Here is a 16163-nt window from a genome sequence, read left to right as displayed (position 1 = left end):
ACGGACTGAGGTGCCGTTATTTGGCCTGAAATGTCGGAAATCGGCTGAAAATGGGCAAATAGTGTCACTCCAGTCCGGTAGAATGGAGAACGGAAGTATGTTGGTGAAATAGCGTCTCCTGTGTCCGTTAGAGGAGATGACGGAGGGAACTGGCTGATTGGCGGACGGGACGCAGAGTGTGATTCCACTGAGTTGGAGGTGCGAGTGAAAGTAGAATAACGGGTTAACCCACCGCCGAAAGAATATCGGATCGGCAATCTTCATGAATAAATCAAATTCGCACAAAACTGGGATAAACTTTGTCCGGTCTTTTTCTTGAACATGCGCCCGAATGTATGGACGTCAGCGTATCCGACGCGACCTGCAATTTCGCTGACGGACAGGCTTGTTTGAATGGCCAGCTCCTTCGCCTTGTTGACGCGAATCCACGTCAAATACTGCATCGGCGGCATCCCGACATGCTTGCGGAAGAGTGCGAGAATATAATTTTTGCTGAGTCCGGAGACGTTCTCCAGCTCATTCATTTGGATATTCCGGTTGTAGTGGTCGTTCAAATAATTTTTGATCAGCACGAGCTTCGGCATCTGCGCCGCATCGGATTTCGCCGGAAGCCCGGGCGCCTCCATGTCTTGTGCCGCTTCCGCCAAGATGCGCATCAGCAGGCTTTGGCAGTGCAGCTGATGCGCGAGCCCGGGCAGCCGGTAGTGGGAAACGAGCTGCGAGAGCATCGTTTCGACGGGATGGTCGGCGAAGTTGCCGAGCAGATGCCGGCGTTTGAACAGCTCGTCGTAAGGAAATGCAGCGGAGCCGAAATGGAAGACGAGCGAGATGCACACATAAGGGCTGTCATCCACCGTTAGGATGGAGTGGCGCTCGTGCGGGCGGTGAAAGAGCAGGTCGCCGCGCCGTGTCTCGTAAGCGTTCTCACCGATCGGGTAGCGGGCGAAGCCGTCCACAACATACTGCAGGACGAACTCCGTCATCTCCCGGTTATGAATCGCCCAACCCTTGGGCGCATGGAACATATGGGCCAGCGTAATATACGGGGGAAAATAGTAATGAGATAGCTCATGCTCCATCGTAGGCTGCACCTTCTTTAACGAAATGAGCTTGGGCGCTGCGGTTCAGCGCTGCTTCCGCCATTGCAGGCGAAACTGATGCGGCGTGCTGCCCATGCGGCTTTTGAACGTTTTGCAGAAATGAGAGCTGTTCGTGATGCCGATGTTTTCGGCGATTTGGGCGATCGACTGCTCGGTTGATGTGAGCAGCATGACCGCTTGCTGCATTCTGCGCGCCGTCACATAATCGGATATGGAGCTCCCCGTGCACTCTTTGAACAGATGTGACAGGTGGTAAGGGGAGAGATGCAGCTCGCCGGCCATGTGCTCCAGCCGAAGCGGCTCCGTGTAATGACTTTCCAGCCAGGTGAGTATTCGCTCCGCTTGATGCTTGTGGCGCGCCGTGCCGGAAGCGAACTGCACTTCGCTCCGCTCCCACAGCTGCCGGAACGCCCGGAAGAACGTAACGAGGAACAAGGAGAATTCTTCCAAATAATCCTGCTTCGGCAGTGCCGGCAGCTTCTCCGCCAGACTGGGAAACAAAGAAATGAGCGGCTCCGGGTCAGCGATGTCATAGATGCAGGGGGCCGGCAGCTTGCTTGTATACATTTGCTTGAAAAACGTCAATAAACCGGGCCATTTCTCGAAATACGATTCATACAGGAAAGGCTCGAAGTGCACGATGGAACGTGTAAACGGCGTATCCGGACTCATTTGGATATGGTGCAGTTGATACGGTTGGAAGATGCAGAGCGTGCCGGCTGCGACCTTGTAGCTTTGCTGGTCGACGATCAGCGTGCCTTCTCCTTCGTGGATATAAAGAATTTCGACCCCTTGATGCGCGTGGAAGGTGCCGTGATATTGTTCATGGCCGAGCGTTCGACGCCGGTAAGCGAAGTACAGCGGAATCTCGCTGAAGCTGAAATTGTTGATATTCGTCATTGAGGCACATCCCTCTGCTGCCGCGGCAGCGTGAAAAGAGCTTAATCCAGGCACGTGGATGCTGCAGGATTAAGCTTATGATTGTTCGTGTTGCATGGCCAAGCGGAGGCGTGGCTTCGTGTTAATCAGCGTCAACCTTTTGCAGCTTGGCAGGATTGTTAATCTTGTAAGGCACAGGATGCTTGCTGAGCTTCTTGGCTACGATTTTGCACTCGAAGGAGATCGTGTCGCCGACGGCCAGCTCCAGCTTCTTCAGCGTGTTGCTGTGGCTGGACCAAGCCGTCCCGATGTCGAGCGGGGAAGGCTCGAGAATGGACACCGCTTCATAGATGATGACTTCGTCGTCATTATCGGAGAAATTGTTCGGAACCGTCGTGAACTCTTGAACGGTCGCGATCATTTTGACTTTCTCTTCAGGCAGCTCCAGCTTCGGGGCTTTTTCTTTTTTCGCTTTCTCTTTGGGCTGTTTGGCAGCCTTCGGTGCTTTCGGTGCAGCCTCTTCCGCTGCTTCTTCTCCGATTGCTGCCGCTTCGGCGCTTGCCTGGGCCTCTTCTTCTTGCTGCGTCTCGGCCTCTGTTCCAGCCGGATCTTCAGCGCCAGCCGCCAGCCGCTGGCTGTAACCTGCAGCCTGCATTTCCTTGAGATAAGAAGGGTGGATGCAGTGCAGCTGCTTGTTGTCAAACTCGATGACAGCCGTCATCTTGTCCACGTAGCCGACGATGCTGCAGGTCATGTTCGCGCCGCCGCCTTTGTAATAAAAGACCTTGGTTTTGACCGCTTTCTCGGACAGCAAGCCCCATTCCTTGCATTGCTCCAAAAGCTCGTCTTCGTCATCGAAGGTCGTATAAGTTTCGGGATGTATCATAAACGCTTGAACCATGTTCGGTGCCGCCTTTCGTTCTATGTATCTTGCTCGGTATCGTCGTTATCCGTTTCTTCGACTAGCCGGAAGTCGTCGGTTTTCTCGCCGTCTTCCCAAATCTCCACGAACAGGGCGTCGCAGTTCTCGAAGTCGTCAGGCTTAAGCGACAGCGCTTTCTCCTCGTCTGTGCCTACGTACACATTCTCCATAGCTTCGCCGTCGAAAGCGAGGATGACGTATATTTTCATGTCGGAATGCCTCCAATGAGTTGATATGGATTATTATAGCACAATTGGTGGAGGGATCGCATGAGGTGAACATGATGTGTTCGGTTGGGGACACAGGGGGGAAGGTGACACGGTGGCCCCGCGTCTGGCTAACGGAAACAGTGGGTGAGGAAATACGGTGGCATCGCTTCCGGCTAACGGACACAGCGGGGGAAGGTAACCGATTGACGGCAAGCAGGTTGGCTGATGTGCCCAACGCGCCGTCGATAGGCAGGCCTGCTCTCTCAAGCAAGGGAAATACGATGCGTTATTGGATAGGAATCAGCCTATTTTCGAGGTTGGGCGGAAATAGAGTATCTTATTTGTGCCTGAAACCTATCATTCAGGCCTAAATCATCGAAATAGAGGATCGTATTTCCTCACAGCTGCGCCATTTCCTCAATTAGGCGAGAATAAGGCATTGTATTTCCGCTGACCGCTGGGAGGGGAGATCAACTGCCCGCCCTGACAGCATTAACAACACATCAGCTACTCAACGCCACACTCCATTATGATGGACATTGACGGCAAGCGGATTGGTTGATGTGCCCAACAAGCCGTCGATAAGCAGGTTCCTCTCTTAAGCAAGGGAAATACGATGCGTTATTTGATCGGAATCGGCCTCTTTTCGGGGTTGAGCGGAAATAGAGTATCTTATTTGCGCCTGAAACCTATCATTCAGGCCTAAATCAGCGAAATAGAGGAATGTATTTCCTCACAGCTGCGCCATTTCCTCGATTAGGCGGGAATAAGGCATTGTATTTCCGCTGGCCGCTGGGAGGGGAGATCAACTGCCCGCCCTGACAGCATTAACAACACATCAGCTACTCAACGCCACACTCCATTAGGATGGACATTGACGGCAAGCGGATTGGCTGATGTGCCCAACGAGCCGTCGATAGGCAGGCTCCTTTCTTAAGCAAGGGAAATACGATTCGTTATTGGATCGGATTCGGTCAATTTTCGGGGTTGGGCGGAAATAGAGTATCTTATTTGCGCCTGAAACCTATCATTCAGGCCTAAATCAGCGAAATAGAGGATCGTATTTCCTCACAGCTGCGCCATTTCCTCGATTAGGCGGGAATAAGGCATTGTATTTCCGCTGGCCACTGGGAGATCAACCGCCCAACACATCAGCTACTCAACATCGCGCCACGCCCAACACATCAGCAACCCCACGTCAGCGCCATGCCCAACACATCAGCTACTCAACATCGCGCCACGCCAAACACATTAGCAACCCCACGTCAGCGCCATGCCCGACACATCAGCTACTCAGCACCACGTTACCACCAACACATCAGCTACTCCACGCCACGCCACCACCAACACATCAGCTACTCCACGCCACGCCACCACCAACACATCAGCTACTCCACGCCACGCCATCGCCAACACATCAGCTACTCCACGCCACGCCATCGCCAACACATCAGCTACTCCACGCCACGCCATCGCCAACACATTAGCTACTCCACGGCCAGCGCCACGCCCAACAAATCAGCAACTCCTCGTCATGCTACGCCCAACACATCAGCTACTCAACACCACGTCACCACCAACACATCAGCTGCTCCACGCCAGCGCCACACCCAACACATCAGCTACTCCACGCCGGCGCCACGCTCAACACATTAGCTACACCACGTCATGCTACGCCCAACACATCAGCTACTCAACACCACGTCACCGCCAACACATCAGCTATTCCACACCAGCGCCACGCCCAACACATTAGCTACTCAACACCACGCCACGCCCAACACATTAGCTACTCAGCAGCACCCCGTCATCGCCCACAAATCAGCTACTCAACACCGCTCCACGCCCACAAATCAGCTACTCAACACCACGTCACCGCCAACACATCAGCTACTCAACATCGCGCCACGCCCAACACATCACCAACCCCACGTCAGCGCCATGCCCGACACATCAGCTACTCAACACCACGTCACCCCAACACATTAGCTACTCCACGCCATGCTTTGCCCAACACATCAGCTACTCAGCATCACGTCACCACCAACACATCAGCTGCTCCACGCCACGCCATCGCCAACACATCAGCAACTCCACGTCAGCGCCATGCCCGACACATCAGCTACTCCACACCAGCGCCACGCCCAACACATCAGCAACTCCACGTCAGCGCCACGCCCAACACATCAGCAACTCCACGTCAGCGCCATGCCCGACACATCAGCTACTCCACACCAGCGCCACGTCCAACACATCAGCAACTCCACACCAGCGCCACGCCCAACACATCAGCTACTCCACACCACGCCACGCCCAACACATTAGCTACTCAACACCACGCCACGCCCAACACATTAGCTACTCAGCAGCACCCCGTCATCGCCCACAAATCAGCTACTCAACACCGCTCCACGCCCACAAATCAGCTACTCAACACCACGTCACCGCCAACACATCAGCTACTCAACATCGCGCCACGCCGAACACATCAGCAACCCCACGTCAGCGCCATGCCCGACAAATCAGCTACTCAGCACCACGTCACCGCCAACCTTACACGGACCAAGCAAAAAAAGGGCCGTCCCAGGTTACAAAACCTGCACGGACGCCCCTGTTTGAGAACAGTTATAAAAACCTCTAGGTTAAAAAAACATGAGGTGCGGATCGTATCCAATCCGCCAACCGTCGGATCGTTCCGTCGCTAACCTGCTGCAGACGCTTATAGGCGGACTCGATGAACCTGCACAGCTCCTTATCGGATCGCAGATCCTCCCGCGATACCGCAGCAAATTCAGAAAGCTCGTACGGATGCTCGCGAGTTCGCAGATAATCTTCCACTTCCTGCAGCAGCGTAATGAACTCAGAATCCCCAAGCTCGCGCATCTTCGCCTTGAGTGCAGCCCATCGTTCCCCTTGGGCCATGAAGTATGCACTCCACCAATACAGCTCCTCGGCAGACTTCATCGCATGGAGGTAATACGTCTGGAACATAAACAACGCTTGCTGGCCAGAGCTCATTTGCCGATATAAACCGGCCACATCGCCATCGCCGCTGCTTAATTGTTTGTACAACCGGATAAGCGGGGCAAAGCAAGCCGAAACCAACGTTTCGTCATTCCAACTTTCCCAATCTTGCATCGCATTCGTTTCCAACAAATTCCCATCACTCCTCTGCCCGATTGTAGACAACTAGCTTCGCTCCGTCAATGGTTACAGCATGCTCCCGTTCACACCCCTTGGCGTAAAATTCCCTCGCTCCTCATATATATCGATTACAAGCTGGATATGCACACCAGATAAGAGCGGTGATAGAAAACGAGTGAGAGGGGGCTAAAAAGTGGCAAACGCGACGATTGCGGCAATTTGCGTCATCGGTTGTCTCTGCGGGTTTCTGCTGTTTCGCAAAAATGTGCTTCGGCCGGCCTATGTGCCAGGCATGCATCAAGTGAAGCTGTCCGTCATTATTCCGGCGAGAAATGAATCGTACAACCTGCCGCATCTGCTGCATGCGCTGAAGGTGCAAACACTGGAGCCTTACGAGATCATTGTTGTGGACGACTTCTCGGAGGACGACACCCGGGAAATAGCGGAGAGCTATGGTGTGACCGTCATCCGGAACAGCCAGCTGCCGGAAGGGTGGACAGGTAAAAACTGGGCTGTTTGGAACGGTTATCTGCATGCCGGCGGGGATGTATTCGTATTCCTGGACGCCGATATCCGGTTGGTGCCAAGAGCGCTGGAATCGCTCGTCATGGCGCGGCATCAGGCCGGCGGCGCGGTTTCGGTAGTGCCTTTTCACTATACGGTGAAATTTGTGGAGCGGCTGGCGCTTATCTTCAATTTCCTCGGCGTGTTTGCGTTCACGTCTCCATTCGAGAGGAATAATCCCCGGAAAGGGCTATACGGTTCCTGCATCGTTACGACAAGGGAGGACTACGAGAAAATCGGCGGCCACGAGGGCATCAAATCGGAAATGCTGGACGATCTCAATCTGGGTGCTGCCTTCCGGAAGGCGGGTATCGCGGTAACCAATTTCATCGGCTATGGTTTGGTCTCTTTCCGCATGTATCCCCAAGGGCTGGAGAGCCAAGTACAGGGATTCGGCAAAGGCGCGGTGCTTGGCACATCCAAGCTAACCGGACGGACGATCGCGCTGATCGCTGTTTGGGTGGTCGGCCTGATTGTCTCGGAATCGTTCTTTTTATTTCTGGGCACCTCGTGGTGGCTGCCGTTATTCATGGGCTATCTGATCTACACGCTGCAGATGTTTTATTTGGTCAGGTATATCGGTGTTTTTGGATGGATCATGCTGGTGCTGCATATATGTTCAACGTTATTTCTCATTGCGGTCATGGCGTATTCCGCATATCAAGTCGTCTTCCGGGGACACGTGGCGTGGAAAGGCAGACAGGTCCGCGTAGGAAGCAGGCGGGAGCCATGATCCTCGTATGGACGGTTTGCGCATTCGTATCGGGTTCGCTCATGTTCTCGTATTGGCTCGGCCGCCTTGCCCGGCACAACCTGACAAACGTCGGAGACGGCAATCCGGGAGCATTGAATTTATGGAAAGCGGCGGGGTACCGAATCGGACTGGCAGGCATAGCGCTGGATTTCCTCAAAGGATATGCCATCCTTGTCTGGCTGCTCGGAATCCATCTCGAGCAGTCCCGGGTGCAAGGATTGGCGATCGTGCCTGTTGCGCTTGCACCTATTGTCGGGCACGCTTTTTCGCCGTTTCTGAAAGGAAAAGGAGGTAAGGCGATCGCCGTAACTTTCGGCGTCTGGAGCGCGCTCACGAAGTTCGAAGCTTCGCTTGTCTTGGCAGTCATACTGGCAGCCAGCATGGCCGTTACCAAGACAGTGAAGAGAGGCAGCCCGGTTTCCTCCACGACGGACGGTCTGCAGGTCGTACTCGGCGTCCTGTTGTTGGGCCCGTATCTATTCGTGAGAGATTTTGCCGGGCCGCTGTTATGGATTTGGCTGGGGAATATGGCGTTGATCGTGTATAAGCATCGAAAGGAGCTGGCGTATTATTTGAACAAAAAGGGCTCCAAACAAGGGGAATAGAGTCCGGCGCAGCGCATGGAATGACAAAGGGGTCACACCGTTTCGGTTACATACTAGTTCCTCTCATGGGAGAAACTAGGGCGTAATTGGGAAAGGAGTGACCCCTTTGTATGGATCATAGCCTGCATTTAAAAGAAGAACGCCTAAATGCATTAAGTCACGGAATCGGGGCGGCGCTAAGCGCATTCGGGCTTGTGCTGCTGCTGCAGCGGGCCGCGGTTTTCGAGGATTTTGCCTACACCGTCAGCTGCACCATATATGGCTTGTCCTTCTGCCTCGTCTTTCTGTCTTCAACGCTTCTGCATTGTTCCCGGACGCCCAAGTGGGGCCAGCGCTTCGAGAGGTTGGATCATGCCGCGATTTTCATAGCCATCGCCGGTTCGTATACGCCGTTTCTGATGATTACGCTGCAGGGTAAGCTGGGCTATACGCTTTTGCTGCTCATATGGGCTTTAGCTCTGTGCGCCGTACGCTATATTCGCTTCATCATTCGGCGGTTCATCCCCTGGGGGCTGCTCACATACCTGCTGATGGCCGGATTCATGGGAGCGTTCATCGTTCCGCTGGAGGCGCTGCTGCCCAATGTGGCGATGGTTTGGGTTTTAGCAGGCGTGATGATGTACATCATCGGACTATTGTTCTTCCTCTGGCGCAGATTGCGCTTTCATCATGCCATTTGGCATCTTTTCGTGCTTGCCGGGAGCGGCTGCCATTTTATCGCCGTGTATTCCTTTGTGATGCCGGCATTGTTATAAGCTCGGCCCGATCCGGTTAATGCTGAATTCCTGATGGCCCAGAATTTCGGCTTTTGTCAGCTTACCTTCGGCCACCTCGCAAATTTCGCGCCATATACGTTCGCCGGCTTGGTTCAAATGAAGAGTGCCCGCCAGCATATCGCTCACATCCACATCCATGTTGTCTTCCATGGAGGAATAAGTGAATTGGTTCGCCGTGATCTTAATGACCGGGACGACAGCGGCCCCCGTAGGCGTTCCTCGCCCTGTCGTAAAACAGACGATATGTGCGCCGCCGGCAGCCATCCCGGATACGCATTCGATATCATTCCCTGGCGAATCCATGAAAAACAGTCCGTGCCCGGGGATTTGCTCCGCATAACCGATCACATCTTCGATAGGATGCGTGCCGCATTTGGAAATGCAGCCGAGCGATTTCTCCTCAATCGTCGACAGCCCGCCGGCGATGTTCCCGGGGCTCGGATTGCCGCCGCGCATATCGGCACCCATGCGTTCGATCTCCTCCTCGAACCGGCGGATGGCGCCGTACAGCTTGTCGCTCGTCGCCTGCGACGAACACCGCCCGGCGAGGATGTGCTCGGCGCCGATGATTTCGGTCGTTTCCCCGATGACGATGCTGCCCCCGGCATCCATCATATGGTCCGCAGCAATACCCAAAGCGGGATTGGAGGCTAAGCCTGAAGTGGCGTCCGAACCGCCGCACTTGACGCCGACTTTCAGCTTGCTCAGCGGAACCGGAACTTTGGGCTGCTGCGCAAGCAGGGCGGTCATCCGTTTGGCCACATCCGCGCCATGCTGAATGGCTTTCACCGAGCCGCCGACGGATTGGATGTCGAACACCTCGACCGGCTTGCCTGTTGCGCCAATCGCCTCGGCCAGAGCCGCGGGATCGATCACCTCGCAGCCCAGACTGACGATGATCGCTGCGCCGACATTTGGATTTTTCCCTGTTCCGGCAAGCACGTCGAACGTTCTGCTCTTGTCGTCCCCGATCTGGCTGCAGCCGTGTTGATGGGGGATAACGACTGCGCCCGGGGTCATTTGGGCGATCCGATTGCAGACATGATTGGCGCAAATGACAGTTGGAATGATAATCAAATGATTGCGAATGCCGATATCCCCGTTCTCTCTTTCATATCCCATGATCGTCGTCATGCCCCACACTCCTTCTTGCCGGCCATATCGCCGCGGCCCCGCGTTCCTTCAATGTTATGGACGTGGACATGCTCGCCCGCTTCAATGTCCCGGTTCGCCCGGCCGATAATTTCGCCGTATTTGTAGACCATGGCCCCTTGGCGGATGAAGCGGGTCGCGACCTTATGCCCGAATGGGACGATATCGCGTACGGGGAGTTTTTGCAAACTATCCTCTTTCATAAAATGAATCGATTCACCGCTCTTCACATCGCGGAGAACGGTTGCGACATCGTCCTTCGCGTTCATGACAAGACTGTCGGTGCCTTGTTTAAAGTGTTGCGCCATCATGTGGGCCTCCTTCATGCATGCATATTCCTATTTAGTTTAAGGAGCGCAGGGAGGGGAGGAGAAGAACTTTTCTCATGCAAGTTAGCACAAGATTAAGATGATAACGTGAAACAAATTTATACAGCAAAATAATACTTAGCGGCAGCTTAATAGGTTACTTTTATAAACCATCTATTTATAGGTTGGCATGATTCTATCTTAGTTTTGTGCTAGCTCTGATTAAGAATGTGTATTAAGTATCGGCAGCGTCGCTCTTATAATAAGGGTAAAGCTATCACATTCCCTACACGCCAAGGAGGCAGGAGCTATGCAAGAAAATCAACCGCTTTTGTTGACAGACGAGCAAATGAGAGAATTTATTACGAATGGTGTGCTAATTCTGAAAACCGATTTTTCCCGCGCTTTCCATGCGAATCTCCTCGATCAGTTAAATACCGTTTATGCCGAGGAGGGGAATCCCGGCAACAACTTGCTGCCGCGAATTCGTGAGCTGCAGAAAGTATTCGATCATCCGGTCGTCACCGGCGCTTTAACGAGCGTTCTGGGGCCGAACTATATGATGCATGCGCACAGACATGGACACTTTAACGCGCTGCCTACAGCAGGCGGATGGCACAAAGACAGCTATTGGGGCTATGACCGCGTGCGCAATCACCACCCGAACTGGGCGATGATTATGTATTTCCCGCAGGACACGCCGGCGGAATTGGGTCCTACAGGCATTATGCCAGGCACGCAAAATCATCAGAAACGCGCCTTCGAATCCAATGAGCACCCGGGCGAAGTGCTGGCAAGCGGTGAAGCGGGAACGTTCGCGCTCATTCATTATGATATTTGGCATCGTTCCACACCGAATATTTTGGGACAGCCCCGTTATATGCTGAAGTTCGAATTCATGCGCACAGAGCTGCCGAAAGCGCCAAGCTGGAACAATCAGGAGCGCGCGTGGAAGAGACCGGCTAACTTACTGGCTCCGATGGGAGATCACGATCTGATGTGGGAAGAAACGTGGAACTGGCTTTCCGGGGAGCTGTGCAGTTTGGCAGGAACCGGTTCATCGGATCCGCAGGAAATCCAACAGTTGGCAGAAACTCTTCACGCTTCGGAAACGAACGCAATCAATGCAGCTTACGATTTGGCTCGCAGAGGGCAAGCCGGTATCGATGTGCTGCTGGAGGGATTAGCCAGCGAAGACGATCATGTTTCGCGCATTTCCGCCTACGGATTGTCGGTTGCAGGAAGCGAGGCGGTTGACGGTCTTACCGCAGCACTTCGGCATGCCAATGTGAATACGGTTACACATGCCGTGTTTGCGTTGGGCGAGCTGAGCAAGCTGGCGTCGGGAGCCGTTCCCGCTTTGACGCAGCTGCTGGACCATCCGGAGGATAAAGTCCGCAGCGCTGTCGTGGACGCGCTAGGCTTCATGGACTCACCGGTGGACCTCATTGTCGCAGGCTTGGAGCGCGGCCTCAAAGACGCCAACGCGCAAGTGCGCTTTATGTCCAGCTTATCGCTGTCCCGCCTAGGCGCATCCGCGGAGCCAGCCGTGCCGCAATTGATCGCCGCGTTGGATGACGAGAACAGGTACGTCCGTGCGCACGCTGCTGAGTCGCTGAATTATATCGGCACGGAGCGGGCGAAGAACTCGCTCATCAAATTCCTGTTGAACAACCGCTGGTGCTCTACGACGACCAAAGCGAGCACGTTTTATCCGTAAGCACGAGTTGAAAGGACCTTCCTTAGGGGAAGGTCCTTTTTCTTATGTTGGGCGTACACCATAGCAGCACACTTCTGGATATGCCTCTCGATGGCGTATTCCTCAGCCTACACACGCAAGTAGCAATACACTCCGATTGCATAACCGATGGTCAATGCACTATCACTTTAGTCGTGAATGTGTATGATTTTTGTAATAGAAATAGCAGAATTCGTTGTAAATACTAAATTGTAACCTATTTTTCATATACAATTAGCTCGATTTACCTTTGCTACGATAATTGTATATGATTTTTCATATACAATTTGGCGGTCGGTACGGTCGGGGAGAAAATCCAGTTGTTACCTCCCCGGAGGCGTCATTGAACAGAAATAGAGGGAGGAATTCCAGTTACGCATAAAATACCTGGAAAAACTCCTGCTATTTCAACAGTTCAATGGGCTCGCGGGATGAATAACAGGAATTCCTCCAGCTAAATTAGCGCCTGATGATCAGCACGCGGCACTTTCCACGAAATTAACGGGAGAATATCCAGTTGTTACCTCCCCGAAGGCGTCATTGAGCAAAAATAGTGGGAGAAGTTACGTCTACTTCTAACATGAGCCGCATACTACGCAAAAGTAGCCTGCCTCATCCGAAGTCGCACACCTCGGCAGAAGTAGCCTACCTCATCCCAAAGTCGCACACCTCGCCAAAAGTAGCCCGCCTCATCCGAAGTCGCACACCTCGCCAAAAAGTAGCCCGCCTCATCCGAAAGTCGCACACCTCGCCAAAAAGTTAGCCCGCCTCACCCAACGTAACTCACTTCACCCCAACCTAGCATCCTCACATCCCATCACCCGGAGACAAATCGTCTCGCTCTTGCATTTTCGGCTTCAAATCGCGAAAGGCCGTCGGTTTGAAGCCGGTTTGTTCACGAAACATGCGGGAAAAATACGATAATTCCATGCCGAGCGCATCGGCAATTTGCGAGACGTTTAGCTCCGTCGTCATCAGCAAGTCTTTGGCTTTCTCGGAACGCAGATGGTTCATATATTGAATGGGTGAGTAGCCGGTAAATTGTTTGAACGCATTGATAAAATAATTGGGATGATAGTGCGCAATGCGCGACAGGTCATCGACGGACACATTTTCGGCGAGATGCTGCTCCATGTAATGCAGGACTTTGTTCATCTTCTCATAGGTCGGCGTGGACGTCAGGTTCAGCTTGACGAATTTGTTCTGCTCGATAAAGTCGGCGATAAAGGTCAGCAGAACGGAATAAGCTCTGAATTCCGACGTCAGACTGTCGCTTTGGCGGAAAGCGATGAGCTGCTCGAACGCCGCTTCCAGCGCCGCCGGATCTTGAACTTGAATGCAGGGGTTCGTCTGCATCAATTGGAACAGATCCAAATCGCCGATTTTGGCCGTAAAATGACACCAATATTTGCCGAAGGTATGATCGCTTATCGTGCCGTACGCTTGATCGCTTCCGGCAGGAAGCAGGTACAGCTCGCCAGGCTTGGGGTAATACGTCTTGCCGCCGATCTTCACGTAGCCTTCGCCCTCGCGAATAAAATACAGCCGGTTAAACGGACAGGCAGGATTCTCATCCTGCCAGGTTCGCTGGACTTTGGTATAGGCGGCGTAAGATAAATCAAGCTTCGCTTTGGCGAGATATTTCTTCCAGAACGTTCTTTCGCTCGCATTCATGCTTGTCTTCATGACCTAATGTCCTTTCACGAAAAGCCGGCAAATACCGTCGATGAACTGTTCTTTGGTATATCCGAGCACTTCGATGTGATATAAGTAGTGATCCGGAACAACGGAAGCCAGAATCGTATTGGCGGTAAGGGTCACATCGAGCGGTTCCATCTCTCCTTGCTCGATCGCACGGGCAAGCAGCGGAGTGATCAAGTGATGAAGCCGCAGGAAGAAAGGCTTTTTGTACAGGGAAAAGCTGCGCTTATCGGTGTGCATGGACACCACAGTCGCGAGCAGAGGCGCTTTCTCTTCGACGAAGTCAATAATGCGGACGATGGCGAGCCGCAGTTGCTGAAGCGGGCTTACGCCCGGCATAGGTGCGGACAGATCGGCTTCCATCGAATTGAGGAACTGTGTCGTAGACGAGCGCAGCAAATCGCTGCACACGTCGCCGATATGCGCATAGCGCCGGTAGAGCGTGCCTTGGCCGACGCCGGCTTCTTTGGCGATTTGATGCATGGTGACGTTCTCAATCGGATGGGTTTGAAAAAGCGCCCGGGCCGATGTCAGGATGCGGCGGCGATATTCCGAATCGCGTTCCTCGCGACGTCCGCAGGCGGGACTAGCGTCTATATCAAGATCGTATAAGGATTGTTCATCGTTCTCTGGCTGTTTCATGTGGGTTCCTCCCGGACTAACGATTCTTAACAAAAAAGATATATTTGACATTGCGGACAATTGTCCGTATTATGTGGATTGCGGACAATTGTCCGTTCTCATTGTAACATGAGAGACGCGAAATTGTCGAAGGAGGCGTTAAAATTGAGTCAACCGTCAACATCCGGCGCACCCCAGCCGGAATTCAAGATGACAAGTATTTTAGTACCGCTCATCGCCATCATCTCGGGGATCTTCATGGTCATCCTGGATTCGACGGCCATGAATGTCGCTTTATCGAAGCTGGTCGTCGATTTCCAGACCGATCTGCCGACCATTCAATGGACGGTTACCGGCTATATGCTGGCTACCGCCGCAGTCATTCCGCTCGCAGGCTGGTTGTCCGACCGTTTCGGCGCCAAGCAGGTGTTCTTGACTTCCGTCGTGCTATTCACGGTTGCGTCCGTATTATGTGCCACACCGAACAGCGCGGAGTGGTTGATCGTTTTTCGTATTTTGCAAGGTTTGGGCGGAGGCTTCGTGATGCCTGTCGCCATGGCGTATGTGTATCGTCTGAGCCCGCCGAACAAAATCGGCCAGGTCATGGGGATGCTCGGCGTGCCGATCCTGCTGGCGCCGGCAATCGGACCTATTTTGTCCGGTTGGCTGGTGGAATATCATTCCTGGCACTGGATCTTTCTCATTAATTTGCCTGTCGGTATTTTCAGTCTAATTTTCGGTTTGTGGAAGCTGCCGGCGGCAGGGCGGAAAGCTGTGGCCGGGTTCGACTTGCCGGGCATGATTCTCGGACCGATCGCATTCGCTGCGCTATCTTACGGGATTACACAAGGTGCCGAAAGCTGGACCTCGGTGAACACGATTGGCGGTATCCTCGTCGGTGCGGTCGCATTAATCGCATTCATCATCGTGGAACTGAAAGCGAAAATTCCTTTGCTGGAGCTGCGCATCTTCAAGTCCGTTGACTTTTCATTCAGTATTTTCGTGCAATGGGTGCTGCAGTTCTCCCTGTTCGGGGCGATTTTCCTGCTGCCGCAATTTCTGCAGCAAGCCCGCGGGTATGGAGCGTTCGACACCGGTCTGACGCTGTTCCCGCAGGCGATCGCATCCGGTCTCATGATGCCGGTCGGCGGCTATTTGTTTGACAAAATCGGCGTTCGTTGGCTGGTCGTTGCCGGCCTCACGCTGGTTTCCGGCGCGATTTATCAATATTCGCACGTTGACTTGACGACCGAGGGCAAAGATCTGCTGCTGCCGCTTATTATGGCCGGCGCCGGCATGGGCCTCATGATGATGCCGCTGAATTCGCATCTGATCAAGAAGGCTCCGCAGGAGCTTGTCAGCCGGGTTACGTCGCTCACGAGCGCTATGCAGCAGGTGGTCAACTCCTTCGCGGTGGCTACCCTTGTGACAATCCTGTCCTCGCGCGTCACCACGCTGATTGCGGAGAAGCAGCTGGCCATCGCGGGTCCCGCGGATATGACGAAAGCGATGCTGGCCGTAGCGCCGGAGGCCTTCGGCTATACATTCCGCGTGATGCTCTTTATCGCCGTCGGCGGCATCTTCCTGGGCTTGTTCCTGCGCCGCGGGCAGCAGCAGTTCAAGCCGGCAGAGGAAGGCAAGCGCGAGGTTGCGTTGGAAGGACTTCATTAATTGCAGCCAAAAAAACCTA

Annotated in this window: 14 protein-coding genes; 5 read left to right on the top strand and 9 right to left on the bottom strand. The window is 53.6% G+C overall.

The window, feature by feature from the left end:
* Positions 1-260: 260 nt before the first annotated feature.
* From PUT07_RS17660 to PUT07_RS17640, 5 genes are all read right to left on the bottom strand, one after another.
* On the bottom strand, positions 261-1079 hold the full coding sequence (locus tag PUT07_RS17660; protein WP_274469643.1) for a helix-turn-helix domain-containing protein: 819 nt from the start codon (positions 1077-1079) through the stop codon (positions 261-263).
* A gap of 45 nt (positions 1080-1124) precedes the next feature.
* Complete coding sequence (locus tag PUT07_RS17655; protein ID WP_274469642.1) at positions 1125-2000, bottom strand: AraC family transcriptional regulator; 876 nt, start codon at positions 1998-2000, stop codon at positions 1125-1127.
* A gap of 121 nt (positions 2001-2121) precedes the next feature.
* Positions 2122-2880, bottom strand: a complete 759-nt coding sequence (locus tag PUT07_RS17650; protein ID WP_274469641.1) for a hypothetical protein — start codon at positions 2878-2880, stop codon at positions 2122-2124.
* 20 nt (positions 2881-2900) lie between these two features.
* Positions 2901-3110 (bottom strand): hypothetical protein, encoded by a 210-nt coding sequence (locus PUT07_RS17645; RefSeq protein ID WP_274469640.1) that lies wholly within the window; start codon positions 3108-3110, stop codon positions 2901-2903.
* A 2637-nt stretch (positions 3111-5747) separates the two neighbouring features.
* Positions 5748-6266 (bottom strand): hypothetical protein, encoded by a 519-nt coding sequence (locus PUT07_RS17640; protein ID WP_274469638.1) that lies wholly within the window; start codon positions 6264-6266, stop codon positions 5748-5750.
* Between the two features lie 181 nt (positions 6267-6447).
* On the opposite strand from PUT07_RS17640, the gene PUT07_RS17635 reads away from it, so the two are divergent.
* From PUT07_RS17635 to trhA, 3 genes are all read left to right on the top strand, one after another.
* Entirely contained in the window at positions 6448-7551 is a 1104-nt protein-coding gene (locus tag PUT07_RS17635; protein WP_274469637.1) for a glycosyltransferase, read from the top strand.
* Positions 7548-8177 (top strand): glycerol-3-phosphate acyltransferase, encoded by a 630-nt coding sequence (locus PUT07_RS17630; protein WP_274469636.1) that lies wholly within the window; start codon positions 7548-7550, stop codon positions 8175-8177. Before PUT07_RS17635 ends, PUT07_RS17630 begins: the two co-directional genes overlap by 4 nt.
* Positions 8178-8287: 110 nt before the next feature.
* Complete coding sequence (trhA, locus tag PUT07_RS17625; protein ID WP_274469635.1) at positions 8288-8932, top strand: PAQR family membrane homeostasis protein TrhA; 645 nt, start codon at positions 8288-8290, stop codon at positions 8930-8932.
* Here the strand turns inward: trhA and PUT07_RS17620 are convergent.
* Entirely contained in the window at positions 8927-10087 is a 1161-nt protein-coding gene (locus tag PUT07_RS17620; protein ID WP_274469634.1) for a UxaA family hydrolase, read from the bottom strand. The genes trhA and PUT07_RS17620 overlap by 6 nt on opposite strands.
* Positions 10084-10416: a UxaA family hydrolase gene (locus tag PUT07_RS17615; RefSeq protein ID WP_338000761.1), complete on the bottom strand. Its 333-nt coding sequence runs from the start codon at positions 10414-10416 to the stop codon at positions 10084-10086. Before PUT07_RS17615 ends, PUT07_RS17620 begins: the two co-directional genes overlap by 4 nt.
* A gap of 307 nt (positions 10417-10723) precedes the next feature.
* On the opposite strand from PUT07_RS17615, the gene PUT07_RS17610 reads away from it, so the two are divergent.
* Positions 10724-12133 (top strand): HEAT repeat domain-containing protein, encoded by a 1410-nt coding sequence (locus PUT07_RS17610; protein WP_274469633.1) that lies wholly within the window; start codon positions 10724-10726, stop codon positions 12131-12133.
* 825 nt (positions 12134-12958) lie between these two features.
* On the opposite strand, the gene PUT07_RS17605 is transcribed toward PUT07_RS17610, so the two are convergent.
* Together PUT07_RS17605 and PUT07_RS17600 are read right to left on the bottom strand one after the other, a co-directional pair.
* Positions 12959-13837: an AraC family transcriptional regulator gene (locus PUT07_RS17605; protein ID WP_274469632.1), complete on the bottom strand. Its 879-nt coding sequence runs from the start codon at positions 13835-13837 to the stop codon at positions 12959-12961.
* Positions 13838-13840: 3 nt separating this feature from the next.
* Complete coding sequence (locus tag PUT07_RS17600; protein WP_274469631.1) at positions 13841-14494, bottom strand: TetR/AcrR family transcriptional regulator; 654 nt, start codon at positions 14492-14494, stop codon at positions 13841-13843.
* A 144-nt stretch (positions 14495-14638) separates the two neighbouring features.
* Here PUT07_RS17600 and PUT07_RS17595 point away from each other — a divergent pair, with 144 nt between their 5' ends.
* Entirely contained in the window at positions 14639-16144 is a 1506-nt protein-coding gene (locus PUT07_RS17595) for a DHA2 family efflux MFS transporter permease subunit (protein WP_274469630.1), read from the top strand.
* The last annotated feature ends 19 nt before the right edge of the window (positions 16145-16163 follow it).

Origin of the sequence: Paenibacillus sp. MAHUQ-63, from assembly GCF_028765165.1 — a bacterium.
In the GTDB taxonomy this organism is placed as follows: domain Bacteria; phylum Bacillota; class Bacilli; order Paenibacillales; family NBRC-103111; genus Paenibacillus_E.
Note: the sequence above shows the minus strand (reverse complement) of the source record. Positions and strands in the feature narration are given on the sequence as shown.

Excerpts from the sequence above, each read along its gene's own strand:
- PUT07_RS17655 (WP_274469642.1), bottom strand. The coding sequence starts at position 2,000 with ATGACGAATATCAACAATTTCAGCTTCAGCGAGATTCCGCTGTACTTC.
- PUT07_RS17605 (WP_274469632.1), bottom strand. The coding sequence starts at position 13,837 with ATGAAGACAAGCATGAATGCGAGCGAAAGAACGTTCTGGAAGAAATAT.
- trhA (WP_274469635.1), top strand. The coding sequence starts at position 8,288 with ATGGATCATAGCCTGCATTTAAAAGAAGAACGCCTAAATGCATTAAGT.
- PUT07_RS17615 (WP_338000761.1), bottom strand. The coding sequence starts at position 10,416 with ATGATGGCGCAACACTTTAAACAAGGCACCGACAGTCTTGTCATGAAC.
- PUT07_RS17645 (WP_274469640.1), bottom strand. The coding sequence starts at position 3,110 with ATGAAAATATACGTCATCCTCGCTTTCGACGGCGAAGCTATGGAGAAT.
- PUT07_RS17660 (WP_274469643.1), bottom strand. The coding sequence starts at position 1,079 with ATGGAGCATGAGCTATCTCATTACTATTTTCCCCCGTATATTACGCTG.
- PUT07_RS17650 (WP_274469641.1), bottom strand. The coding sequence starts at position 2,880 with ATGGTTCAAGCGTTTATGATACATCCCGAAACTTATACGACCTTCGAT.
- PUT07_RS17630 (WP_274469636.1), top strand. The coding sequence starts at position 7,548 with ATGATCCTCGTATGGACGGTTTGCGCATTCGTATCGGGTTCGCTCATG.
- PUT07_RS17620 (WP_274469634.1), bottom strand. The coding sequence starts at position 10,087 with ATGACGACGATCATGGGATATGAAAGAGAGAACGGGGATATCGGCATT.
- PUT07_RS17600 (WP_274469631.1), bottom strand. The coding sequence starts at position 14,494 with ATGAAACAGCCAGAGAACGATGAACAATCCTTATACGATCTTGATATA.
- PUT07_RS17610 (WP_274469633.1), top strand. The coding sequence starts at position 10,724 with ATGCAAGAAAATCAACCGCTTTTGTTGACAGACGAGCAAATGAGAGAA.